Here is a 24,971-nt window from a genome sequence, read left to right as displayed (position 1 = left end):
GTCCTGAGCCCACGGTCCCGCCATGAGCGACACCCTCTTCTACCTGGACATCACCTTCGAGAAGGCCGGACAGTTGCGTGGCGAATCCACCGTGGCCGGCTTCAAGCACCAGATCGAGATCGACGGCTGGAAATGGGGCATGTCGGTCCAGGAAGTGCGTGCCGAGGTGTCGCAGCGCGACGGCTCGGGGGTCAAGTTCGAGACGCTGGACCTGTCCGGCTACTTCGACACCGCCACGATCAACCTGCTCAAGGCCCTGCGGCACCGCGACAAGTTCACCAAGGCCAGGTTGTCGATGATCCACGCGGTGCAGCCCAAGGACCGACCTCGGGAGCTGCTCACGATCGAGGCCCGCAACGGCTACGTCGAGGACCTGCAACTCGACATCAACAGCGGCAAGGTGGCGCAGATCAAGTGCTCCCTGAAGCTGTCCTATGCGCTGATCGGGGTCGACTACTACCCGACCACCAAGCGCCGAGACGAACACTCCGGCCGCCTGACCTTCTCCGCCGAGGCGCGGGGGCGCAGCGACCGCTGATCTCCTTCCTGCACAGGCGCACCCACCATGCCGTCCACCCCGTTGTTCATGTCGCTGTCCACCGAGGGCGGCGGCCCCGTCGTCGGCGAAAGTGAAGTCGACGGCTTCGAGAAATGGATCGAGCTCGACGACTGGAACTGGGGCGCCGCGTTCCAGCAGGCCGAGGGCGATGGCCGTGACGAGGTCGTGCCCACCAAGTTCAGCTTCACCAAACCGCCCGACCGCTCGTCGACGGTGCTGATGAAGGCCCTGAACACCGGCAAGCCCTTCCCCAAGGCCCAGATCTGCTTCTCGGACTGGACCTACAACGAGTTCGAGCTGTGGGTGGAGCTGACCAACCTGCGCATCATCAGCCTGTCGATGACCGGCTCGCTGTCGGACGCCTCGGCCGACATGGACGAGCACTGGGAGTGCGACTTCAACTCGATCAAGTTCAAGCACTACGTCAAGAACCCCCTGGGCCAGAAGGTCGCCACCGACGCCGAGATCATGCGTCCGCCCAATGCCTCGCTGAACGCGCCGCGCCGCCAGCGTCCACGGCGCGATGACGACGACCGCGACGACGACGGCAACGACCGCGATCGCGACGGCCGGGGCGGCAACAACCGAGCCGGCTCGCGCAATGGCGGCGGCGGCAACCGCCGCAACTGAGCGGCACAGCCAGCGAGGCCCACCCATGCCCCTGAACCAGTACCGCGACCTCAGCGTCATCGGCTCGCACATGCAGGCGGGCTTCCAGTTCGAGTTCGCCTGTGCCCACTGCTCGAACACCTGGCGCAGCCCCTTCAAGCCCTACCGCATGGGCCAGCTGTCGACGCTGCTGCACAAGTTCACCTTCCTGCTGCCCGGCATGGACAACGCCGGCCGCGCCAGCACCAGCCTGGCCGACATGCGCGCGAAATCGGCCCGCGACAGCGAACTGGCCACCGCGATGCGCCAGGCCGAGAGCCAGTTCGTCAACTGCGAGGTCTGCCACGCCACCGTCTGCAACGAGTGCTTCAACCCGTCCGAGGGCTGCTGCGAGAAATGCGCTGTCGAGCGCCGCGGCGGCGCCCGCTCGGCCGGGGGTGGGGGCGCCACCGCATCGGCCAGCGCCGATGCCGCCGGCGCCTACTGCCCCAACTGCCGCACGCCCAGCGACGGCGGCCGCTTCTGTGCCGAGTGCGGCTACGACCTGGCCAGCACGCACAAGAGCTGCCCCGCCTGCGGCGCCATGACCTCGCGCTCGGCGCGCTTCTGCACCGACTGCGGCCACGCCTTCTGAGCGCCCCTGCGGCGACCCCACCATGAACGACGCCCTTGCCACTGCCGAAACCGCCCTGCGCGCCGGCGACCCCCAGTCCGCCCTGGCGGCACTCACCCAGGCGGTGCGCGCCAAACCGGCTGATGCCCGGCTGCGGGTCTTCCTGGCCCAGCTGCTGTGCGTGCTGGGCCAGTGGGAACGCGCCCACACCCAGCTCAACGTGCTGGCCGACATGGACAGCGAAGCCGGCCCGATGCGCGAGATGGTCGGCCACGCACTGCGCTGCGAAAAGCTGCGCGACGCGGTCTTCGCCGGCCGCCGCTCGCCGATGGTCTTCGGCCAGCCCGACCAGTGGCTGGCGCTGCTGATCGAATCGATGCTGCAGGCCGGTGCCGGCGATGCCGCGCAGTCGCACGCGCTGGCGGCGCGCGCCTTCGACGAGGCGCCGGCCACCGCCGGCACGATCGACGGCGTGGCCTTCGACTGGATCGCCGATGCCGATTCGCGCCTGGGCCCGGTGCTGGAGGCCGCGATCAACGGCAAGTACTACTGGGTGCCCTTCTCGCGCCTGTCGGCCATTCGTTTCGAGGCGCCCACCGACCTGCGCGACCAGGTCTGGCTGCCGGCGCGCCTGACCTTCGCCAACGGCGGCGAAGCGGTGGCCATGGTGCCCTCGCGCTACCCGGGCAGCGAGAAAAGCACCGACGGCCTGATCCTGATGGCCCGCAAGACCGAGTGGCGCGAGGGCGGCCCGGAGCGCTGGTTCGGCCTGGGCCAGCGCGTGCTGGTCACCGACCAGGGCGAGCACGACCTGCTGTCGATCCGCCACATCGAGCTGCAGCCCAGCGCCGGCGAGGACGCCGCGAATGGCTGAACTGGCCTCGCGTGACCGGCTCCAGCCCTCCCTGCTCGACCGGCTGATCGATCCCGAGCCCCGTCAGCAGACCGAGACGGCCGCCGCGCGCGTGCTGACCCGTCAGCAGTTGCGCCAGGCCGTGCTGCGCGACCTGAGCTGGCTGTTCAACGCCACCCGCCCCGAGCCCGAGCCGCGCTCCGAGCGTCGCGCCGAGCACCAGCTCTGGCAGCACAACGAGCTCGCCCGCCGCTCGGTGCTGAACTTCGGCATGCCGGCCTTCTCGGGCCAGACCCTGTCCTCGGTCGACATCCCTACCATCAAGCGGGCGGTCGCCGACTGCATCAAGACCTTCGAGCCGCGCATCGACCCCGCCACGCTGGAGGTCGACGTCAAGGTCGACCACGACAACCACCACAACACGATGCAGATGACGATCCGCGGCTTCATGTGGAACCAGCCGGTGCCGCTGGAGCTGCTGCTGGCGGCCGACGTCGACTTCGAGACCGGCACCACCCGCCTGCGCGACGTGCGCGCCTGACCCGCCAGAGCCCATGGACGCCCGGCTGCTGCGCTACTACAACCAGGAACTGCGCTACCTCTACGAGGTGGGCGCGGAGTTCGCTGCCGAGTTCCCGAAGATCGCCTCGCGCCTGGGCATGGAGTCGATGGAGGTCACCGACCCCTACGTCGAACGTCTGCTCGAAGGCTGCGCCTTCCTCGCCGCGCGCGTGCAGCTGCGCCAGGACAGCGAGTTCCCGCGCTTCTCGCACCGGCTGCTGGAGCTGCTGTACCCCAATTTCCTGGCGCCGATCCCCTCGATGCTGGTGGCCCAGGTCCACCCGGTGCCCGACGCCAACCTGCTGAAGGCACCGCCGCTGCCGCGCGACCTGCCGCTCTACGCACCGCCGCTGGCCAACACCAGCACCCGCTGCGAGTACCGCACCGCCAGCCCGCTGCGGCTGACCCCGCTGAGCACCACCCAGGCCGAGTACCTGCTGAACCTGGCCGATCTCAACATCGCCGGCCTGGGCCTGCCCGAGCGGCCGCGGGCCGGCATCCGGGTGCGGCTGCAACTGCCCGCGGGCATGAAGCTGTCGCAGCTCGACCTGGACAGCCTGCGCTTCTACGTGGGCGGTCCCACCGAGGTGGCGATGCGCGTGCACGAGCTGGTGCTGGGCAGCACCGTGGGCGTGCTGGCCGGCGCGCCCGGCCTGGCCGACAGCCGCCAGCTGCTGCCGGCCTCGGCGGTGCAGCCGGTGGGCTACAGCGACGACGAGGCCATGCTGCCCGTCACGCTGCGCGGCTTTGGCGGCGTGCGCCTGCTGCAGGAGCACTTCACTTTCCCCGAGCGCTTCCTGTTCGTCGACATCCAGGGCCTGCGTCCGGTGCTGCAACGCCTGGACGGCCATGCGCTGGAGCTGACGCTGCTGCTCAACCGGCCCGGCACCGGCCTGGAAGGCGTGGTCGACGCCAGCCACTTCATGCTGCACTGTGTGCCGGCGGTGAACCTGTTCACCAAGCGCATGGACCGCATCCAGGTCGACGACGGCCAGTACGAGTTCCATGTCGTGCCCGACCGCACCGCGCCGCTGGACTTCGAGGTCTATGACCTGCTGTCGCTGACCGGCTACGACGACAAGGGCGATGAGCGCCGCTTCATGCCGATGTTCGCGCCCGACCACCGGGCGCCCACCGGCCAGCCGGCCTACTACTCCTCGTGGCGCGAGCCACGCCTGCCGTCCGAGGCGGCGCGCCGCGAGGGCCCGCGCTCGGGCTACATCGGCTCCGAGGTCTTTGTCTCGCTGGTCGACCCCGAGGAGGCGCCCTACTCGGGCGACCTGCGCCAGGTGGCGCTGAAGGCCCGCTGCACCAACCGCGACCTGCCGATCTTCATCCCGATGGCCGGCGGCCAGGCCGAGTTCCAACTCGATGCGCCGGTGCCGCTGAACGCGGTGCGCGTGGTCAACGGCCCGTCCCGGCCGCAGACCGCGCTGCGCGAAGGCGGCGTGGCCTGGCGGCTGCTGAACCTGCTGTCGCTGAACTACCTGTCGCTGCTCGATACCGAGGGCGGCGAGGCCGCGGCCGCGCTGCGCGACCTGCTCAGCCGCTTCCCGATGGCGGGCGAGCCGGCCCAGCGCCGGCAGATCGAGTCGCTGCAGGGCGTGCGCACGCGGCCGGTGGTGCGCCGCCATCCGGTGCGCGGCCCGATCGCCTTCGGCCGCGGCATCGAGGTTGAGCTGACGGTGGACGAACTCGGCCACGAGGGCGGCAGCGCCTACCTGTTCGGCGCCGCGCTGCACCACTACCTGGCGCGCCACGCCTCGCTCAACAGCTTCGTCGAGACCTCGCTGGTCTCGCTGTCGCGCGGCCCGATCGCCCGCTGGAAGCCGATGCTGGGCCAGCGCCCCGTGCTGTGAGCGAGCGATGACCAGCCTGCCGCCCGCACTGCCCACCCGCCACCTCGAGGCCGAGCGCGAGGCCCTGTGGCGCGACCTGGCCGAGCGTCCGGGCCACCAGGACTTCTTCCTGACGCTGCGCCGCATCGAGGCGCTGCACCCCGAGCTGCCGCGCCTGGGCGAGGCCATGCGCCCCAGCGACGAGCCGCTGCGCGTGGGCCAGCCACCAGAGCTGAGCTTCGCGCCGGCCAACGTCACCGGCGTGATCCAGACGCCCAAGGGCCGGCGCTGGCTGATGCAGCGGGCCTTCGGCCTGACCGGCCCCAACGGCGCGCTGCCCATCCACCTCACCGAGTTCGCGCGTGAACGCGCCCACCAGCACGGCGACCAGGCGCTGGCGCGCTTCCTGGACCACCTGACCCACCGCTTCGCGCTGCTGTTCTACCGCGCCTGGGCGCGAGCCCAGCCCACGGTCGGCTTCGATCATTTGAACGACAGCCGCTATGCGCGCTGGATCGGCTCGCTGTTCGGCATCGGCAACGAGACCCTGCTCAAGCGCGACGCCGCAGGCGACATGCCCAAGCTGCTGTTCGCCGGTCGGCTGGCGCGCGCCACCCGCGACGCCGACGGCCTACTGTGCTGGCTGCGCGCCGAGTTCGACGTGCCGGTGCGCATCGAACAATGGTGCGGCCACTGGATGGCGCTGGGCCGCGCCGAGCGCAGCCGGCTGTCCAAGCGCGATGGCCAGCCGCTGGGCGGCGGCGCGGTGCTGGGTGGCAGCGTCTGGGACGTGCAGCACAAGTTCCGCATCGTCATCGGCCCGCTCGACCTGCCGCGCTACCACGACTTCCTGCCCGGCGGCCGTGACCTGGCCCGCCTGCACGCCATGGTGCGCCAATGGGTGGGCCTGGAGTTCGACTGGGACCTGCGCCTGGTGCTGCGCCGCCAGCAGGTGCCGCGCGCCCACCTGGGCCGGCGCACCACGCCGCTGGGTCGCGCCAGCTGGCTGGGCCACTACCGCCGCGAGCAGGACGCGGGCGACCTGCTGCTCGACGCCGAACGCATCCTGCGCACCCGACGCACCCCTTCCGCCCCTGCGGCTTCCCCTCCCCCACCGCCCTTTGGCGCCACACAAGGAACACCATGAGCGAGATCAGCCGAGTCGCCCTGTTCGGAAAACTCAACCCCCTGGCCTACAAGGCCGTCGAGGGGGCCACGGTGTTCTGCAAGATGCGCGGCAACCCCTATGTGGAGCTGGTGCACTGGCTGGCCCAGCTGGTGCAGACCGCCGACACCGACCTGGAGGCGCTGATGCGCCACTACCAGCTGGATGCCTCGGTGCTGGCGCGCGACATCACCACCGCGCTGGACCGCCTGCCGCGCGGCTCCACCGCGATCTCCGACTTCTCCGAGCACATCGAGAACGCGATCGAGCGCGGCTGGGTCTACGGCACGCTGATGTTCGGCGAGACCCAGGTGCGCACCGGCCACCTGCTGATCGGCCTGCTCAAGACCAACAGCCTGCGCAATGCGCTGCTGGGCATCTCGCGCCAGTTCGAGAAGATCAAGCCCGACGACCTGGTCGAGCAGTTCCCCAAGCTGTGCAGCGGCACCGCCGAGGCCCGCCTGGGCGCCCAGGACGGCAGCAGCATGGGCAGCGCCCAGCCGGGCGAGGCCGAGGGCGCGATCGCGCCGGCGGCGATGGGCAAGCAGGAGGCCCTGAAGAAGTTCACGGTGGACCTCACCGAGCGGGCGCGCGAGGGCAAGATCGACCCGGTCACCGGCCGCGATGAAGAGATCCGCCAGATCGTCGACATCCTGATGCGCCGCCGCCAGAACAACCCCATCCTGACCGGCGAGGCCGGCGTGGGCAAGACCGCGGTGGTCGAGGGCTTCGCCCAGCGTCTGGCGCGCGGCGACGTGCCGCCGCAGCTGCAGGGCGTGTCGCTGCTGTCGCTGGACCTGGGCCTGCTGCAGGCCGGCGCCAGCATGAAGGGCGAGTTCGAGCAGCGCCTGCGCCAGGTCATCGACGAAGTCCAGGCCAGCCCCAAGCCGATCATCCTGTTCATCGACGAGGTCCACACGCTGGTGGGCGCCGGCGGTGCGGCCGGCACCGGCGACGCCGCCAACCTGCTCAAGCCGGCGCTGGCGCGCGGCAACCTGCGCACCATCGGCGCCACCACCTGGGCCGAGTACAAGAAGTACATCGAGAAGGACCCGGCGCTGACCCGTCGCTTCCAGGTGGTGCAGGTGCCCGAGCCCGACGAGCACAAGGCCATCCTGATGCTGCGTGGCGTGGCCAGCGTGCTGGAAAAGCACCACCGCGTGCAGCTGCTGGATGAGGCCATCGAGGCCGCGGTCAAGCTCTCGCACCGCTACATCCCGGCGCGCCAGCTGCCCGACAAGGCGGTCAGCCTGCTCGACACCGCCTGCGCCCGCGTGGCCGTCAGCCAGCACGCCATTCCGGCCGAGGTCGAGGACAGCCGCCGCCGCATCGAGGCCCTGGAGATTGAGCAGGGCATCATCGCCCGCGAGGCGGCGGCCGGTGTCGACACCGGCGAGCGCGGCCCCGAGGTCGAGGCCAAGCTGACCGCCGAGCGCACCCGCCTCGCGGCGCTGGAAGAGCGCTGGCAGGCCGAGAAAGCGATCGTCGAGCGCGTGCTGGCCCTGCGCGCCAAGCTGCGCGGCGACGCCGAGCCGGTCGACCAGGCGGTGCCCGCGGGCGACGCCGACCGCGGCGCGCTGATCGACGAGCTGCGCAAAGAGCAGGCCGCGCTGGCCGAGCTGCAGGGCGATGCGCCGCTGATCATGCCGTCCACCGACGCCCAGGCCGTGGCCAGCGTCGTGGCCGACTGGACCGGCATCCCGGTGGGCCGCATGGTCAAGAACGAGCTGGAAGCCATCCTGCGCCTGGGCGAAACGCTCGGCCAGCGCGTCATCGGCCAGCAGCATGGCCTGGACATGATCGCCAAGCGCATCCAGACCTCGCGCGCCCGGCTGGACAACCCGAACAAGCCGATCGGCGTGTTCATGCTGTGCGGCACCTCGGGCGTGGGCAAGACCGAGACCGCGCTGGCGCTGGCCGAGTCGCTCTACGGTGGTGAGCAGAACGTCATCACGATCAACATGAGCGAGTTCCAGGAGGCGCACACCGTCTCCACCCTCAAGGGCGCGCCTCCGGGGTATGTGGGCTACGGCGAGGGCGGCATCCTGACCGAGGCGGTGCGCCGCCGGCCCTACAGCGTGGTGCTGCTCGACGAGGTCGAGAAGGCCCACTCCGACGTGCACGAGCTGTTCTTCCAGGTCTTCGACAAGGGCCGCATGGAAGACGGCGAGGGCCGGATGATCGACTTCAAGAACACGATCATCCTGCTCACGTCCAACGTCGGCTCCGAGCTCATCATGAACATGTGCAAGGACCCGGAACTGCTGCCCGACCCGGACTCGCTGGCCGAGGCGCTGCAGGAGCCGCTGATGAAGGTCTTCCCGCCCGCGCTGCTGGGCCGGATCGTGACCATCCCCTACTACCCGCTGTCCAACGAGATGCTGGCCAAGATCATCCGGCTGCAGCTGGGCCGCATCAAGAAGCGCGTGGAGGAAAACCACCGCATCCCGTTCGAGTTCGACGACGCCGCGGTCTCGCTGATCGTCAGCCGCTGCAACAACGCCGAGGCCGGCGGGCGCATCATCGACGCCATCCTCACCAACACCGTGCTGCCCAAGATCTCGATCGAGTACCTGGGGCGCATGGCGCGTGGCGAGGAACTCAAGGTGATCCGCCTGGGTGCGGCGGACGGCGAGTTCACCTACACCTTCGATTGAGTTGAGACCGGGCGGCCACGCGCCGCCGGCCCAAGGAGCCCTCGATGGCCAAGCTGGATGCCGAATTCAAGTGCGTGAAGGGCCCCGACGCCCTGCTCTTCCACCGCCTGCAGGCGGTGGAGGAACTCGGCCGTCTGCCGCAGTACCGCATCGAGCTGCTGCGCCCGCGCAGCGATCCGGTGATCACGCCCGACGACCTGTTGGGCACCCGGGCGACCGTCAAGCTGCTGCTGGCCGATGGCAGCTACCGCTACATCAACGGCTTCGTCACCCGCTTCGAGCGCGGCGGCTCGCAGGGCAAGCTCGACCGCTACTTCCTGGACCTCAATGTCTGGCTCTGGTATTTGCAGCTGGGCGCGGACTGCCGCATCTTCCAGGGCAAGACCGTCATCGAGATCATCAAGGCGGTCTTCGGCGACTACTCCAACCAGTCGGTGCAGGACAAGTCCACCGCCACCTACAAGCCACGCGATTTCTGCGTCCAGTACAACGAGAGCGACTTCGACTTCGTCACCCGGCTGATGGAGCAGGAGGGCCTGTACTACTACTTCACCCACGAGGACGGCCAGCACAAGCTGGTGCTGTGCGACGACGCCTCGGGCCACGACCCCATCCCCGGGGCCAGCCTGGCCTGGGCCAGCACCCAGACCGACAACCAGCTGCGCGACGACATGGTCACCGACTGGCGCCTGGTCAAGCAGGTGGGCTCGCTGAAGTACACCCACGATGACCATGACTTCCAGGTGCCCTCCACCTCGCTGGAAGTGACCAAGATGCGCACCCCGTCGTACCCCAACCCGGGTGACCTGGAGGTGCGCCACTGGCCCGGCGCCTTCTACGACCTCAAGCGCGCCGCGGCGGCGGCCGACCACAAGGGCGTCGGCGAGCGCTTCGCCCAGGGCCGCGTCGACGCCTACAAGACCCAGCAGATCGTCGCCTCGGCCGAGACCCGCTTTCGCGCCATCGCCGCCGGCAAGACCTTCAAGCTGAAGGAGCACACCAACGACAACGGCGACTACCTGGTGACACGGCTGGTCTTCACCGCCGAGTTCGGCGAGTACGAGGCCAACGTCAAGGGCGGCAGCCGCGGTTTCCAGGCGCGCTTCGACGCCATCCCCAAGAGCATCCGCTTCCAGCCCCAGCTGAGCGTGGCCTGGCCGCGCATCAACGGGCCGCAGACCGCGGTGGTGGTGGGCGGCAGCGGCGACGAGATCGCCACCGACGAGCATGGCCGCGTGAAGCTCAAGTTCCGCTGGGACCGCGTCAATCCGGACGACCTGACCGCCTCGTGCTGGGTGCGTGTCAGCCACCCCTGGGCCAGCAAGAACTTCGGCATGATCGCCATCCCGCGGGTGGGCGACGAGGTGGTGGTCGAGTTCCTCGACGGCGACCCCGACCGCCCGCTGGTCACCGGCCGCGTCTACAACGCCGAGCGCATGCCGCCCTATGAGCTGCCGGCCCAGAAGACCGTCACCGGCATCCGCAGCCGCTCGACCAAGCAAGGGGGCGAGGCCAATTTCAACGAGCTGCGCTTCGATGACCTGAAGGGCTCCGAATACGTCTGGTTCCAGGCCGAGAAGGACTACCACCAGCTGGTCAAGAACGACGCCAAGATCACCGTCAAGAACGACCGCTGGGACAAGGTCGAGAAGAACGTGGCGCAGCAGATCGGCGAGAACCTGACAGTGGACGTGGGCAAGAAGGCCACGCTGTCGATCAAGGAGGACGTGCACGCCAAGCTGGGTGCCGACTTCAACCTCAAGATCGAGGGCGCACTGAACACCGGGATCACCGATGCGGTGGCCGTCAAGGGCGATCAGGCGATCTCGATCACCTCGGGCCAGGGCATGGACATCAATGTGGGCCAGGCCTTCAACGCCACCGCCACCTCCAGCCTGCACCTCAAGGGCATGGGCGTGGTGATCGACGGCAGCACCACGCTGTGCATCAAGGCCGGCGGCTCCTTCATCCTGGTCGGTCCCGACGGCGTGACCATCCAGGGCGCAATGGTCAAGATCAACAGCGGCGGCTCGGCCGGCAATGCCAACGACGCGGCGCAGGCCAGCCCGGCGGATCCGACCGCCCCGACCCTGCCGGACCCGGACCAGGACCCGCTGGCCTCGGGCAGCTGAGGGCCCGACCGTCGCGCCGATGGCTGCTGCCGACACGCCCCTCGAGATCGCCCCTGCGCAGTTCAGGGCCCAGCTCTGGGCCGACGACCGCCAGCAGGTGCACGCCGTGCTGCTGGGCCGCTGCCTGAGCGGCCTGCCGGCGCGGCTGGCGGCGGCGCAACAGGCCGGCGAGATCGACGATTTCGACTGCCTGCTGCCCGGCGCCCTGCCGCCGGCGGTGCAGCAGAGTGCGCCCTACCTGGTGCGGCTGCGCCGCGAGAGCCCCTTCACCGATGCGCTGCTGGTGCCGGGCGACGGACCCACCGACTGGGGCGTGCTGGTGCTCAGCGGCGTGCGCCTGATCGCCCTGCGCAACCACCTGCGCGCGCTGCTGCAGGCGCGCCTGCCGGATGGCCGGGTGGTGCCGCTGGACACGCTCAGCCCCGAGATGCTGCGCATCGTGCTGGACCATGCCGACGCCGCCCAGCGCGCTGCCGTCAACGGCCCGGTCGGTGCCTGGGCCCTGCCCGGCCCAGCGCACTGGTCGCTGGCGCGCATCACCGGCGGCCACCTCGAATGGCGCCAGTTGCGCCTGGGGGCGGGCACATGAGCGGGCCGCGCCGCTCCCCAGCGCGCAACCGGGCGCACGCCGTGCGGAGGGCCGCGCGTTGACCCTGGTGCTCAATGTCGAGCAGGCCACGCGCCTGCAGGCGGTGCAGGCCGAGCGCGACCGCCGCCAGCTGGCGCAGGTGCTGGTGGCCGCCTTCCCGGCGCTGGCCGAGCGCGTGGGCGACCGCCTGGGCGCGCTGGTGGCCCACGGCGAACAACGCGCCGCCGCGCATGGCCTGACCCATGCGCTGGCGGTGGCCCGCTACCTGGCCTGCTGGGTGGTGCTGGGCACCGAGTTCGAAAGCCGTGGCGGCCACACCTGGGCGCTGGACCTGCTGGGCGATCGGCGCCGTCAGGAGGGCGCCAAGGCCTTCCAGCTGGTGCGCCGCTGCCGCGAGGAACTGCAGCGCCTGCTGGCCGCGGGCGGGCCGGCGGCCGCCGATCTGCCCAAGCTGCCCGATTTCGACCGCGCGATCGCCCTGCTGGATGACGCGCTGCGTCAGCTCGGCGTGATGGGCTCGCTGCAGCGGGGCCAGCGCCTGGTGCTGGGCCAGCCCTGCGACATCGACGCGGTCGAGCTGCGCGAGCACGAGCCCCCGCCGCGCCAACCCTATCGCTTCGAGCGCGGGCAATGGAGCCGCGCGGGCGGCGACAGCGCCCCCCCCGCGCCGCTGGTGGTCACGGCCGCCGATGCCGCCGCCTGGCCCTCGCGCATCTCGCTGCTGGGACAGGACCCGGCAGGACGGCCCGCCCGGCTGCGGCTGCGGCTGCGCGCCGGCCACTGCTGCGACCCGGCGGTCCACCCGGCCGTGCTGCAGTTCACCGAGACCGGGCTGCTGGAATGGCGCGGGCCGCACACCACCGAACTGGTGCTGACCCAGCATGCCTCAGCCACCGAGCTGCCGCCCACCCAGACCTGGCAGCCGGCGCTGGCCTGGTCGGGTGGCGCCCGCTTCGGGCGCCTGCAGCTGGCCTCCTGCGGCCTGCGCGAGCAGGGCGACGCGCTGGGCGATCTGGCCACCGACTGGTGCGTCTACCCCGCCGCCCAGCACTGGATGCTGTGGCGCCGCGAGGCCGCCCCCGACCGCCAGTGGAGCACCGACGCCGCGCCGGCCCCGCATGCGCCACGCGCCGCCTGCATCATCGAGCGCGATGGCCAGCGCCTGGACGCCGGCGCCTGGCAGGCCGGCCTGCAGGCCCTGGATGCGCAGCTCGAGCAGGGGCTGGAGCGGCTGTTCACCGCCTGGTGCCGCGAGGCCGGCTTCGAGCAGCCGCAGATGGCGGCCGAGCCCGCGCTGCTGTGCGGCGACGCCGGTCTGGCCTGGGGCTGGCAGCCCGCCGCCGAGGGGCTGGCCGGCACGCCCAGCCACCGCGTGGCCGCGCACCTGGACCTGATCGCCGCGCGGCTGTCGCTGCGCCTGTCGGGCCAACTGGCGCTCCATGGCAGCCTCAGCCAGTGGCGCCTGCACTGTGCCGGCCAGATCCCGCTGCAGCTGCAGTGGGACACCAGCGCCCGCGATGGCCAGGAAGCCCTGCCGCCCGCCGGCGCCCAGGTGGCGATCCTGCTGCCGCTGACGCTGCAGGTGGACGTGGCCGCCGCCGAGAGTGCCTGCATGGTGGACGCCAGCCTGGTGGCCGGCGCGGTGGTCGGCCGCTGCGGCCTGCGGCCCCGTGCCGACGGCCTGGGCTGGCAGTGGTTCGCCCAGCTGGCGGTGGAGCCGGTGCAGGCGCTGTGCCGCATCAGCGACCCGCTGCTGGGCCACCTGCAGTGGCGCCGCTCGCTGCTGCCGGCCATGACCCTGGTCGACTGGAGCCTGGGATGATCGAGCGGCTGCTGGTGCTCAAGCTGGACGCCGTCGAGTGCGAGGCCGAGGCCTGGCTGAACGGCATTCCGGTGGCGCGCGCCCACCCTGGGCGCCCACGTGTGCTGCTGCCGGTGCACGAATACACGCTGACTGGCGACAACCAGCTGGCGCTGATGGTCTGGCCCTACCCGGCGACGATGGCCCCGGACAAGGCCCCGCCGCAGCAGCGCGTCACGGCCAATGGCCGCTGCTCGGCCCACCTGCGGCTGCTGCTGCCGCGCACCGGCAAGCTGGCCGATGAGGGCCACGCGCGCACGCTGGGCCAGATCGACTGGGCGCCCGATGCCGGCCAGGCCCATGTGGCGCCGCTGCCGCTGGACCAGACCCTGAACCTGCCGATCAATTTCCCGCGCTGGCGCTGGGTCGACGCCCCGGCCATCGACGACAGCCCCGCCCTGCACGCGCTGGTGGCCGAGCAGACCGCGCTGTGGGCGCGCCAGTTGACCGAGGGCCAGCCCGAGGCCTTCCTGGCGGCGCTGCGCCTGCGCGTCGAGGAAGTGGCCGCGGCCTACCAGCGCGACGCGCGCAGTGAACTCGACCGCCTGCGGGTGCACCTGCTGGAGCTGGCCGAGGCGCGCCGGCTGGACTGGCTGCCCTTCGAGCCCGCCGGCCTGGTGCTGCGCCGCGTGGCGCGCGGTCGCCTGTTCGAATGCCTGCGCGCCGATGGCACGCCCTGGCTGTCGACCAAGGCCGATGCCGATGGGCGTCAGCTGGCCTGGCCGCTGCGCCTGACCGCGGTGGAAGGACGCCTGTATGTGCTGCGCTGACGCGCGTCGGTGGCCTGGGCCTCAGGACATCATGGCCACCGCGCAGCCGGCACCACAGGCGCCGGGCAGCGCCAGCATGGGCTGCAGGGCCACCGTGGACATCAGCATCGTCAGCGGCCCCAGTTGCCCGGGCGTGATGCCCCCCAGCGCCGCCGACAGCGCCGGCAGGTCGGGCAGATCCGGCATCGGCACCTCGGGCAAGGGGGGCAGTGGCGGAAAGCTGGGAATCTGCAGGGCCGCCAGTGCGGGCAGCGGCAGGCCCGACAAGGCCGCGTTCAGCGCCGGCAGGGACCCGGGCGCCAGCGGGTTGACACCCAGCTGGGCCTGCACCATGGCCTGGATCGACAGCAGCCCGAACAGGCTCGCCAGCGTGGGCAGCACCACCGTGGGCAGCGGCGGCAGACTGGCCAGCACCGGCACCACCGCCTGCAGCACCGGCAGCGCCGGCAGCCCCCCCGCGGCCACCGACAGCTGCAGCATCGCCGTCGACAGCGGCGAGGTGAGCGACACCGAGGGCACCGGCGGCACCGCCAGCAGGGCCTGCAGCGACGGGATCGCGCCGCCGGCGCGCAGGTCGATGCCCAGGCCCGACAGCGCCATCATCAGCGAGGCCAGTGAACCCAGCGGCGCCAGCGCCGACAGCGTGGCCTGCAGCGCCGGCAAGGACGGCAGCGACGCCGCCGCGACACTGAACGACAGCGAGAGCTGCGTCAGCGGCAGCTGCAGCGCCAATGGATCGAGCACCAGGTTGGGCATCGGCAGCACCGCCGGCAGGCTGGCCAGCAGCTGCGCGATCGCCGAGATCGACGCGGTGATCGACGGCGCCGCCGGCACACTGAAGGTGGGCAGCGAAGGCGCCGAGGCCACCGCCGACAACAGCGCCGAGGGCAGCGTGGGAATCGGCAGCGCGGGCAGCGAGACCGAGCAGGCCGCCGTCGCAAAGGCCGACAGCGCGTTGGAGCAGAAGCAGGGCATGGTCAATGGCCTTGGTTGCGGGGTGGCGCGGCGCCACCCGTGCCGACGCGGCGATGTTAGGGCAACACCACCGCGCCGCGGGCCCTTCGGCCACCCCCACCCCCGCATTCGCCCCTGCCGCTTAGCGCTCGGCAACGGTATGCTCGACGCCACCCCGGTGGCCGCCACCGGCTGCCCCGCCGCCACCGCCACCCGGCCCTTCAAGGACCTTTCGCCGTGATCACGCTGACCGTCATCTCGTTCAACGGTGCGCCCCCCGCCAGCAGCCTGAGTGCCGCCTTCGACGAGCTCGGCGGCACCATCGGCCGTGCCGACACCAACCAGTTCGTGCTGCCCGATCCCGACCGCACGATTTCCCGCGTCCACGCCCAGGTCGTCTACCGCAACGGCAGCTTCGGCGTCATCGACAAGGGCAGCAACGCGATCCTGGTCAACGGCAAGGCGCTGGGCAACGGCAAGGAGGCGCCGATCAAGGACGGCGACTGGCTGCAGATCGGCGGCTACCAGATCGAGATCCGCGCCAGCGCCGGCGCCGCCAAGTCCAATGATCCCTTTGCCGACCTGCTGGGCCCCGCCGCCGCGCCGCCGGCCAAGGGCGCGCTGCCCGCCAGCTTCGACCCGCTGGCGCTGACGCCACCGGCCGCCCCGGCGGCCCGCAGCAACGACCCGTTCGCGGCCTTCGCGCCAGCCGCTGCCCCGGCAGCCGCCCCGGCGGCGGGTGGCATCCCCGACGACTGGGACCCCTTTGCCGCGCCCGCTCCCAAGCCCGGCGCGCCCGACCTGGGCCGTGCCTTCGGCGGCAGCTTCGGCCTGGATGCCGTGGGGGGCGCCCCCGCGCCGCTGATCCCCGACCTGCCGTCCAGCCCCGCGGCCAGTGGCGGCGATTCGCTCGACAGCCTGTTCGGCCTGAAGCCCGGCGCCGTGGGCGACCCATTGGGCCAGTCGGCCCTGACGGCCGCGGCCGCCCAGCCCAACATGGCGGCCTCGGCCGATCCGCTGGCCTCGCTGAAGGCCGTGCCGCGCGCCACCTCGGCCACCTTGCCGGACGACTTTTCCGACCTGAACCGGCCCTTCCTGCCCCCCGGCGCGCTGTCGGCGCCGCCGCCCAGTCCGCTGCCGCCGGCGCCTGCGCCGGCACCGGTGGCGCCGGCCGAGCGGCCCGCCGGAGCGGTGATGTCCTGGGACGAGGCCGGGACCGAAGGCCGCACCGTGATCCGCGCCCGCCCGCCGGCGCCGCCGCGGCCTGCCAGCCCCGTCCCGTCGGCGCCTGCCGCGCTGCCACCCCTTCCCCCGTCGCTGCCGAGCAGCGACCCGCTGGCGGCCTTTGGTCTGGACGCGCCGCCACCGGCCGCGCCGGCGATGGGATTCCTGGATGAGCTGCGGCCTGCTCCGGCCCCGGCGATGGCGATGGCGCCACCGGCGGCCATGCCTGCGCCGACCCCGGCGCCCATCGCTGCGCCGCCCGCGGCGATGGCAGCGGCCGGCCCTGCCGACGCGGCGGCGGTGCAGGCGCTGCTGGCCGCGTTCCGTGAAGGCCTGGCCACGCCCACGGTGCAGGTCGAGGCGCTGACCCCGGCGCTGATGAAGCTGATCGGCGAGCTGCTGCGCGAATCGGCGGCCGGCACCGTCGACCTGCTGGTGGCGCGCGCCGCGATGAAGCGCGAGATCCGCGCCGAGTCGACGATGATCGTCGCCAAGGAGAACAACCCGCTGAAGTTCTCGCCCAGTGCCGAGGCCGCGCTGGGCCACCTGCTGGCGCCGCCCACCCGCGGCTTCATGCCCGCGGCGCCGGCGATGCGCGACGCCTACGACGACCTGCGCGCCCACCAGTACGGCTTCGTGGCCGGCATGCGGGCGGCCCTGGAAGGCGTGCTCGAGCGCTTCGACCCGGCGCGCCTGGAGGGCACGCTGACCCAGCGCAGCGCGCTGCAGGCCATCCTGCCGGCGGCCCGCAAGGCGCGCCTGTGGGAGAGCTTCAACGAGCTCTACACCCAGATCCGCAGCGAGGCGCAGGACGACTTCCACACCGTCTTCGGCAAGGCCTTCCTGAAGGCCTACGAGGAACACATCGACCAGCTGCAGTCGCGGGGGCGTGGATGAGCGCGCCGGACCGTTCCCAGCGGCAACTGCCGCAGTGCGCAGCAAGGAGGGTCGCCCCGTGAGCGATGACGCCCCCTTCGCCGATTCGGTCTTCGGCCTGGGTGACCTGCCGGCGATCGAGCTGTCCATCCTGTCGCGGCAGGGCGGCCGCGACTACAACGAGGACGCCTGCGGCCACTGGCACTCCGAGCAGTACCTGTGCTGCGTGGTGGCCGACGGCGCCGGCGGCCACGGCGGCGGCGACGTCGCCGCACGGCTGGCGGTGCGCCACATCATCGAGCAGGCCTCGGCCGCGCCGCTGCACGCGCCCGACGAAGTGCACGACCTGCTGCTGGACACCAACGCGTCGGTGCTGAGCCACCGCGACGACGACCCGGCGCAGAAGGACATGCACTCCACCGTGGTGGCGCTGTTCATCGACCTGGCCTCGGGCACCGCGCTGTGGGGCCATGCCGGCGATTCGCGCCTGTACCTGTTCCGCAGCGGCCAGATGCTGGCCCACACCCGCGACCACAGCGTGGTGCAGTCGCTGGTCGAGGCCGGCCTGCTGGGCCCCGACCAGATGCGCACCCACCCGCAGCGCAGCGAGCTGCTGTCGGCGCTGGGCACGCCCACCGAGCACCTGAAGGTCTCCACCGCCTCGCGCCCCTGGGTGCTGCGCGAGGGTGACGTCTTCCTGCTGTGCACCGACGGCCTGTGGGAGCATGTGGACGAGGCCGAGATGAGCGCCAGCCTGGCCCGCTCCAGCGACCCGGCCGACTGGCTGGCCCGGCTGGAGCAATCGGTGCTGGCGCACGCCCGGGCCACGAACAAGCCGCGGCACGACAACTTCAGCGGCATCGCCGTCTGGGTCGGCAACCCGATGGCCTGAAGGAGCCCCCCGATGCCCCAGCAAGTGACCACCAGCGCGATGATGACCTGCCCGTTCGGGCTGGCGCCGTCCACCTTCAACGCCACGCCGCGCATGGTGATGAGCAGCAACCTGGTCTGCGGCGTCATCACCGACAACGTGCCCTTCATGAACATCCCGCCGTTCGGCATGTGCACGTCGCTGTCCAACCCCACGGTCGCTTCGGCCACCTCGGCGGCCCTGGGCGTGCTCACCCCCATGCCCTGCGTGCCGGTGTTCCCGGCGCCCTGGACGCCCGGCGTGCCCACCGTGCTGCTGGGCAACATCCCGGCGATCGACAACACCTGCACCCTGAACTGCATGTGGGGCGGCGTGATCACCTTCAGCACGCCGGGCCAGTTCACCCACGACATTCCCTGAACACAACGCATCCATGACCTGGCAAAACAAAGTGATCTGGGCGGAGGGCATGTTCCTCCAGCCGCAGCATTTCCAGCAGCACGACCGCTACCTGGCCGCGCAGGACCATGCCCGCCAGAGCGCCCTGCTGGCCTACAGCTGGGGCTTCGTCTCGCTGCAGCTCGACAACGCCGCGCTGAACCTGGGCAAGATCGCCATCAACGCCGCGGTGGGCCTGATGCCCGATGGCCAGGCCTTCGACATCCCCAGCCAGGACGCCGCGCCGGCCGCCCTGGACGTGCCGCCAGACGCCCGCGACGAGCTGGTGGTGCTGGCCCTGACCCTGCCGCGCCCCGGCGTGGCCGAGACCGACGCCGAAGGCGACACGCCGGCGATGCCGCCGCGCTTCCTGGCCACCGAGGTGGACGTGGGCGACAGCAACGCCACCGGCGAGCGCGCTGCGCCGCTGCAGATCGGCCGCGTCAACCTGCGCCTGATGCTGGCCCGCGACGCCGCCGAGGGCTACGCCACGCTGGGCCTGTGCCGCATCATCGAGCGCCGCGCCGACAACAAGGTCACCCTGGACACGCAGTTCATCCCGCCCACGCTGCACGCCGGCGGCAACGACCTGCTGGCCGGCTACCTGCGCGAGCTGCACGGCCTGCTGCACCAGCGTGGCGAGGCGCTGGCCGCGCGCCTGGCCCAGCCGGGGCGCGCCGGTGTCGGCGAGATCGCCGACTTCCTGCTGCTCGAAGCCGTCAACCGCCACGAACCGCTGCTGGCGCAGATGCGCCAGTGCTCGGTGCTGCACCCGCGCGAGCTGTACTTCAGCGCCTGCTCGCTGGCCGGCGACCTGTCCACCTTCGGCGAGCGCCGCCGTCCGCCGGCGCTGCCGGCGTACCTGCACGACGACCCGCAGCGCTGCTTCAAGCCGCTGATGGATGCGCTGCGCCAGTCCCTGTCGATGGTGCTGGAGCAGAACGCCATCCCGATCGAGCTGCAGGAACGCGCCTATGGCGTGCGGGTGGCGATCATTGCCGACATCGAGCTGCAGCGCAGCGCGCAGTTCGTGCTGGCGGTGGGCGCCCAGTTGCCGGGCGACGCGCTGCGCGCCCGCTTCCCCACCCAGGTCAAGATCGGCCCGGTCGAGCGCATCCGCGACCTGGTCAACCTGCAGCTGCCCGGCGTCACGCTGCGGCCGATGCCGGTGGCGCCGCGCCAGATCCCCTACCACGCCGGCTTCAACTACTTCGAGCTGGAGACCCGCGGCAACGAGCTGTGGAAGCAGCTGGAATCCTCCGGTGGACTGGCCCTGCACATCGCGGGCGAGTTCCCCGGCCTTGAACTCGAATTCTGGGCGGTGCGCGGCTGAGCCGCTGAGCACCCCACCCGTCAACGCCGCGAGACCCCATCATGAGCGACCAGGACGATCCGTTTGCCGCCTTCGGCTCCGACCGCACCGTGATCAAGCCCGCCGCCGGGCGCGGCGCCCGACCGGGCACGCCCGCCGACCCGGGTGCGCCGGCGCCCGCGGCCGCCACCACCGCGGCCGGTGGCCGCGACGCGCCGATGGCGATGGACGCGCTGATGACCGCCAGCCTGAACCCGCTGGTGGCCGCGGCCGTGCCGCTGCTGGCGGCGGCGCCGCGGGTGCGCACCACCGCGCGCCACCCCAACCCGGCGGGCCTGAAGGAATCGCTGGCCGAGGGCATCCGCAAGTTCGAAACCCAGGCCCGCGCCCAGGGCCTGCCCAATGAGCAGGTGATCGCCGCGCGCTACATCCTGTGCACGCTGCTCGACGAGATGGCCGCCAGCACGCCCTGGGGCGGCTCGGGTGTGTGGTCGGCGCAGAGCCTGCTGGTGCAGTTCCACAACGAGACCTGGGGCGGCGAGAAGGTCTTCCAGCTGATGTCCAAGCTGGCCGAGAAGGTGGACGCCAACCGCAACCTGCTGGAGCTGCTGTACGTGGTGCTGAGCTTCGGCTTCGAGGGCCGCTACCGCGTGCTCGACAACGGCCGCGCCCAGCTCGACAGCGTGCGTGACCGCCTGGCGCAGATGCTGCGCCAGGGCAAGCCCGCCCAGGAGCGCACGCTGTCGCCGCGCTGGCAGGGTGTGCCCACCGAGGGCGAGCGCCTGACCGATGGCCTGCCGATGTGGGTCATCGCCTCGGTCACCGCGCTGGTGCTGGCGATGGTCTTCCTGGGCCTGCGCCTGCGCCTGGCCGACAAGGCCGACCCGGTGTTCAGCGCTCTGGCAGCGCTGGACGTCAAGGCCGCCACGATCCAGGCACCACCGCCTCCGCCGCCGGCCCCCAAACCGCGCCTGGCCACCTTCCTGAAGGCCGAGATCGACGCCGGCCTGGTCAGCGTGCAGGACCTGGCCGACCGCTCGGTGGTGACGATCCGCGGCGACGGCTTCTTCGAGCCCGGCAGCGCGCAGATCTCCGACAGCGTGCGCCCGCTGCTGGGCCGCATCGCCAAGGCCTTGTCCGAAACCCCGGGCCAGGTGCTGATCACCGGCCACACCGACAACCAGCCGATCCGCACGTTGCGCTATCCGTCGAACTGGCACCTGTCTCAGGACCGCGCCGACGCGGTGCGCCAGGACCTGGGTCAGAGCGTGCCGCTGTCGCGGCTGAAGGCCGAGGGCCGCGCCGACGCCGAACCGGTGGCCGACAACGGCTCACCCGCCGGCCGCGCGCGCAACCGCCGCGTGGTGGTGACCCTGTTCGTGGCCCAGAACGCCCCGTGAGCGCCCGGCACGCCCGCCCCGCGAAGGCTGAACGCACGCTCGCACGCTGAACGCACGTCGAAGACAAGCGCATGAAAAAAGTCCTGCAGATCCTCTTCCACCCGCTGCTGCTGGTGCTCTACGGCTTCCTGGCCCTGGCCGCGCTGGTCTGGTGGGTGGGCCCGGTCCTGTCCTGGAATGACGACCACCCGCTCGACGGCGCTGGCGCGCGCCTGTGGACCATCGCGGGCCTGGCGGTGTTCATCGGCCTGATCGTGGCGCTGCGGGCCTGGCGCCGCAAACGCAACAGCACGGCCATGGTGCGCGGCCTGCAAGGCGGCCCCTCGGCCAGCGACCGCGAGGCCGAGCAACTCGACAAGCGCTTCACCGAAGCCCTGGCCACGCTGGAGGACAGCGCCAGGCAGAGCGGCAAGCGCTCCTTCCTGAACCGCGGCGGCTACCTCTACGAGCGGCCCTGGTACATCTTCATCGGCGCACCCGGCTCGGGCAAGACCACCGCGCTGCTCAATGCCGGGCTGACCTTCCCGCTGGCCGGCAAGATGGGCCAGGGCGCGATCAAGGGCGTTGGCGGCACCCGCAACTGCGACTGGTGGTTCACCGACGAAGCGGTGCTGATCGACACTGCCGGGCGCTACACGCTGCAGAAGTCCGACGAGAAGGTCGACGCCACCGCCTGGGAGAACTTCCTGGGCCTGCTGAAGAAGTCGCGCCCGCGCCGACCCATCAACGGCGTCATCCTCACCGTCAACGTGCAGGACCTGCTGCAGCAGAGCCCGGCCGACCGCAAGGACCACGCGGCGCGCCTGCGCACCCGGCTGCAGGAGCTGCACCAGCGCCTGGGCATCCGCCCGCCGGTCTATGTGATGGTCACCAAGACCGACCTGATCGCCGGCTTCAACGAAACCTTCGGCGAGTTCGCCAAGGAAGAGCGCGACCAGGTCTGGGGCTTCAGCTTCCCGCACGATCCGCGCGGGCTGGACAACCCGATGCAGTCCTTTCCGGCCGAGTTCGCGGCGCTGGAGAAGCGCCTGCGCGATCGCCTGCTCGATGCCCTGCAGGCCGAGCGCGACGTGATGAAGCGCGCCGCGGTCTTCACCTTCCCACAGCAGTTCGGCGGCCTCAAGGGCCTGCTGGGCGGCTTCCTGGAGCAGGTCTTCGACGGCGGCGGCAGCCTGGAGGAGCGCGCGCTGCTGCGCGGCGTCTACTTCACCAGCGGCACCCAGGAGGGCTCGCCGATCGACCGCGTGCTGGGCACGCTGGCGCGCACCTTCGGCGTGGACCAGAAGGCGGCGGGGATCGCCTCGTCGCGCGGCAAGAGCTTCTTCCTGGCGCGCCTGCTGAAGGACGTGATCTTCGTCGAGCAGGGCCTGGCTGGCGAGAACAAGCAGGTGGCCGCCAGCCGCCGTCGCCTGCGCCTGGCGGGCTTTGGCGTGCTGGGCCTCACCTCGGTGGCGCTGCTGGCCGGCTGGGTGGTCAGCCTGTGGCGCAACCAGGCCTATGTGGCCGAGGTGGAAGGCAAGCTGCCCGAGCTGAAGGCCGCCGTGGACACCGTGGTGCCCAACGCCAGCAGCGATTTCGGCACCCTGCCCGCGGTGCTGGACCTGCTGAACCAGGCCGCCACGCCGGCCGGTTTCGACCACGACAATGTGCCCCTGCTCAACGGCCTGGGCCTGTACCAGGGCCGCTACCTGCAGGCCGGCGCCGACACCGGCTACCGCCACCTGCTGGACCACGCGCTGCTGCCGCGGGTGGTGCGCCGCCTGGAAGAGCGGCTGCGCGCCGCCAACCGCGACAACCTGGAGCTGGCCTACGAGGCGCTCAAGGCCTACGTGATGCTCTACACGCCCGAGCGCTTCGACGCCGAGTCGCTGCACGCCTGGGTCACGCTGGACTGGGACGCCAACCTGGCCGGCACGCTGAACGACGCCAAGCGCGCCGCACTGGGTGTGCACCTGGCCAACGCGCTGGCCCAGGGTGCGCCGCAGGCGATCGCGCCGATGGACAAGACCCTGGTGGCCAACGTGCGCGAGATGCTGGTGGCCTACCCGCTGGAGTACCGCATCTTCAGCCGCCTGCGCCGCGCCGGTGCCGGCAGCGACTTCCCCGAGATCTCGATCGCCGCTGCAGGTGGCCCCAACTCGGCCCAGGTCTTCGAGCGTGCCAGCGGCCAGCCGATCACCAAGGGCGTGCCGGGCCTGTTCACCAAGGACGGCTACTTCAAGGGCTTCACCAAGGCCGTGGCCAGGGTCACGCCCACACTGGCCGCCGAGCAGGAGTGGGTGCTGGGTACGCCCGCGTCGCCCGGTGGCGTCAAGGACGCGGCCAAGAACATGCTGGCCGGCAACGAGCTGGACGCCAAGATCCGGCGCCTGTACCTGCAGGAATACATCAAGGTCTGGGACGCCTACCTGAAGGATGTGCGCCTGGTGCGCCTGGACGGCATCGACCGCAGCGTGGCCGTGGCCCGGGTGCTGGCCGCGCCCGATTCACCGTTGATGGCCTGGATCCGCGCCGTCACGCGTGAGACGCAGCTGGGCGCCGCGGTCAAGGCGCGCGACGAGGCCCGCGCCGACAGCGTGGCCGGCGGCCTGCTCAGCAAGGCCGGCAAGGCCAAGGAGGACATGGCCGCGCTGGTGGGCAAGGCGCCTGACCCCGCCGCCAAGGCCGACGGCGACCCGCTCGAGCAGATGGTCGACGACCACTTCGCGCACATCCACCGCCTGCTGCAGGGCCAGCCGGCGCCGATCGAGGAGGTGGGCAAGCTGTTCAACGAGGTCTATGTGCAGCTCAACGCGGTGTCCGCCGCGCAGAAGAGCAAGAGCGCGCCGCCCGCTGGCGGCGGCGGTGGTGGCAGCGACGCCGCCAAGGCCGCGGCCGGCCTGCAGCCCGAGCCGATCAAGTCCATCCTCGAGGCCCTGGGCAGCGCCGGTGCCGCGCAAAGCCGCAATGCCGAGCGCCAGGGCCTGAGCGCCGAGCTGAAACCCATCGCCGAGCAGTGCCAGCGCACGATCGCCGGGCGCTTCCCGTTCGCGCCGGGCTCCAAGTCCGACGTGCTGCCCGACGACTTCGGCCAGATGTTCGGCGTGGGCGGCCAGCTCGACGACTTCTACAACCGCCGCCTGGCCACGCTGGTCGACACCGGCGTCACGCCCTGGACCTTCAAGCCGCTGACCGACGGCACCCGCCCGCCCGGCGGCGCCGCGCTGGCCGACTTCCAGCGCGCCGCCAAGATCCGCGAGGCCTTCTTCCGCTCCGGCGGCAAGCAGCCCGGATTCAAGGTGGATGTGCGCGTGGTGGAGATGGCCGAGGGTCTGAAGGAAGTCGACATCGACATCGACGGCCAGGTGCTGAAGTTCGCCCCCGGCAACACCGCCGCGCAGACCATCACCTGGCCCAGCACCAAGGTGGCCTCGCAGATCAAGCTCAGCGGGGGCCCGGGCACCACGCCGCAGTTGTTCGAAGGTCCGTGGGCGCTGTTCCGGTTGTTCAACAGCTTCGAGATCCAGCCTTCGCCGCAGCCCGAGAAGTTCGCCGTCGTGATGACCGTGGACGGCAAGAAGCTGCGTATGGAGGTGATCTCGGGCAGTGCGCTCAACCCGCTGCGGCTGCGCGAGATGAGCGGCTTCCGCTGTCCTGACGCACTCTGAGCCCGGCCGGGCCGGCCCTGTCGGGCCCGGCCCGGTGGGCCG

19 protein-coding genes are annotated in these 24,971 nt (G+C 71.5%); 18 read left to right on the top strand and 1 reads right to left on the bottom strand.

The window, feature by feature from the left end; all coding sequences use genetic code 11:
• Positions 1-22: 22 nt before the first annotated feature.
• Genes KAK07_RS23210 through KAK07_RS23155 form a run of 12 tightly spaced genes read left to right on the top strand, consistent with a single transcriptional unit; the run spans position 23 to position 14,207 of the window.
• Complete coding sequence (locus KAK07_RS23210) at positions 23-538, top strand: type VI secretion system tube protein Hcp (RefSeq protein WP_210853051.1); 516 nt, start codon at positions 23-25, stop codon at positions 536-538.
• Positions 539-565: 27 nt separating this feature from the next.
• Positions 566-1,189 (top strand): type VI secretion system tube protein Hcp, encoded by a 624-nt coding sequence (locus tag KAK07_RS23205; RefSeq protein ID WP_210853052.1) that lies wholly within the window; start codon positions 566-568, stop codon positions 1,187-1,189.
• 25 nt (positions 1,190-1,214) lie between these two features.
• A complete protein-coding gene (locus KAK07_RS23200; protein ID WP_210853054.1) occupies positions 1,215-1,802 on the top strand; it encodes a zinc ribbon domain-containing protein in 588 nt (195 codons plus the stop codon).
• A gap of 22 nt (positions 1,803-1,824) precedes the next feature.
• Positions 1,825-2,655, top strand: a complete 831-nt coding sequence (locus KAK07_RS23195; protein ID WP_210853056.1) for a type VI secretion system accessory protein TagJ — start codon at positions 1,825-1,827, stop codon at positions 2,653-2,655.
• Entirely contained in the window at positions 2,648-3,175 is a 528-nt protein-coding gene (tssE, locus tag KAK07_RS23190; RefSeq protein ID WP_210853058.1) for a type VI secretion system baseplate subunit TssE, read from the top strand. The genes KAK07_RS23195 and tssE overlap by 8 nt, the downstream gene beginning before the upstream one ends.
• 13 nt (positions 3,176-3,188) lie before the next feature.
• Positions 3,189-5,054, top strand: coding sequence for a type VI secretion system baseplate subunit TssF (gene tssF / locus KAK07_RS23185; protein WP_210863400.1), 1,866 nt, complete (start codon positions 3,189-3,191; stop codon positions 5,052-5,054).
• A 7-nt stretch (positions 5,055-5,061) separates the two neighbouring features.
• A complete protein-coding gene (gene tssG / locus KAK07_RS23180; protein WP_210863398.1) occupies positions 5,062-6,180 on the top strand; it encodes a type VI secretion system baseplate subunit TssG in 1,119 nt (372 codons plus the stop codon).
• Complete coding sequence (tssH, locus tag KAK07_RS23175) at positions 6,177-8,855, top strand: type VI secretion system ATPase TssH (RefSeq protein WP_210863396.1); 2,679 nt, start codon at positions 6,177-6,179, stop codon at positions 8,853-8,855. The genes tssG and tssH overlap by 4 nt, the downstream gene beginning before the upstream one ends.
• Positions 8,856-8,899: 44 nt before the next feature.
• Positions 8,900-10,987 (top strand): type VI secretion system Vgr family protein, encoded by a 2,088-nt coding sequence (locus KAK07_RS23170; protein ID WP_210853066.1) that lies wholly within the window; start codon positions 8,900-8,902, stop codon positions 10,985-10,987.
• Positions 10,988-11,006: 19 nt separating this feature from the next.
• The gene (locus KAK07_RS23165) at positions 11,007-11,576 is read left to right on the top strand and encodes a DUF4123 domain-containing protein (protein WP_210853068.1); all 570 of its coding nucleotides are present in this window, start codon (positions 11,007-11,009) and stop codon (positions 11,574-11,576) included.
• A gap of 58 nt (positions 11,577-11,634) precedes the next feature.
• Positions 11,635-13,398 carry a hypothetical protein gene (locus KAK07_RS23160; RefSeq protein ID WP_210853069.1) on the top strand — a complete coding sequence of 588 codons (1,764 nt, stop codon included), beginning with the start codon at positions 11,635-11,637 and terminating at the stop codon, positions 13,396-13,398.
• Entirely contained in the window at positions 13,395-14,207 is an 813-nt protein-coding gene (locus tag KAK07_RS23155; protein ID WP_210853071.1) for a hypothetical protein, read from the top strand. Before KAK07_RS23160 ends, KAK07_RS23155 begins: the two co-directional genes overlap by 4 nt.
• A 21-nt stretch (positions 14,208-14,228) precedes the next feature.
• On the opposite strand, the gene KAK07_RS23150 is transcribed toward KAK07_RS23155, so the two are convergent.
• Complete coding sequence (locus tag KAK07_RS23150) at positions 14,229-15,182, bottom strand: NEL-type E3 ubiquitin ligase domain-containing protein (RefSeq protein ID WP_210853073.1); 954 nt, start codon at positions 15,180-15,182, stop codon at positions 14,229-14,231.
• Between the two features lie 216 nt (positions 15,183-15,398).
• On the opposite strand from KAK07_RS23150, the gene tagH reads away from it, so the two are divergent.
• From tagH to tssM, 6 genes are all read left to right on the top strand, one after another.
• Positions 15,399-17,282 carry a type VI secretion system-associated FHA domain protein TagH gene (gene tagH, locus KAK07_RS23145; RefSeq protein ID WP_210853075.1) on the top strand — a complete coding sequence of 628 codons (1,884 nt, stop codon included), beginning with the start codon at positions 15,399-15,401 and terminating at the stop codon, positions 17,280-17,282.
• A 58-nt stretch (positions 17,283-17,340) separates the two neighbouring features.
• The gene (locus KAK07_RS23140; RefSeq protein WP_210853077.1) at positions 17,341-18,153 is read left to right on the top strand and encodes a PP2C family protein-serine/threonine phosphatase; all 813 of its coding nucleotides are present in this window, start codon (positions 17,341-17,343) and stop codon (positions 18,151-18,153) included.
• A 12-nt stretch (positions 18,154-18,165) separates the two neighbouring features.
• Positions 18,166-18,552 carry a DUF4280 domain-containing protein gene (locus tag KAK07_RS23135; RefSeq protein ID WP_210853078.1) on the top strand — a complete coding sequence of 129 codons (387 nt, stop codon included), beginning with the start codon at positions 18,166-18,168 and terminating at the stop codon, positions 18,550-18,552.
• Positions 18,553-18,565: 13 nt separating this feature from the next.
• Positions 18,566-19,903, top strand: a complete 1,338-nt coding sequence (tssK, locus tag KAK07_RS23130; protein ID WP_210853080.1) for a type VI secretion system baseplate subunit TssK — start codon at positions 18,566-18,568, stop codon at positions 19,901-19,903.
• Positions 19,904-19,944: 41 nt separating this feature from the next.
• Positions 19,945-21,282 (top strand): DotU family type VI secretion system protein, encoded by a 1,338-nt coding sequence (locus KAK07_RS23125; RefSeq protein WP_210863394.1) that lies wholly within the window; start codon positions 19,945-19,947, stop codon positions 21,280-21,282.
• A 71-nt stretch (positions 21,283-21,353) separates the two neighbouring features.
• Positions 21,354-24,929, top strand: a complete 3,576-nt coding sequence (gene tssM / locus KAK07_RS23120) for a type VI secretion system membrane subunit TssM (RefSeq protein ID WP_210853084.1) — start codon at positions 21,354-21,356, stop codon at positions 24,927-24,929.
• The last annotated feature ends 42 nt before the right edge of the window (positions 24,930-24,971 follow it).

Source organism: Ideonella alba (assembly GCF_018069875.1).
In the GTDB taxonomy this organism is placed as follows: domain Bacteria; phylum Pseudomonadota; class Gammaproteobacteria; order Burkholderiales; family Burkholderiaceae_C; genus Ideonella; species Ideonella alba.
This window is presented reverse-complemented; position numbering and strand designations above follow the sequence as displayed.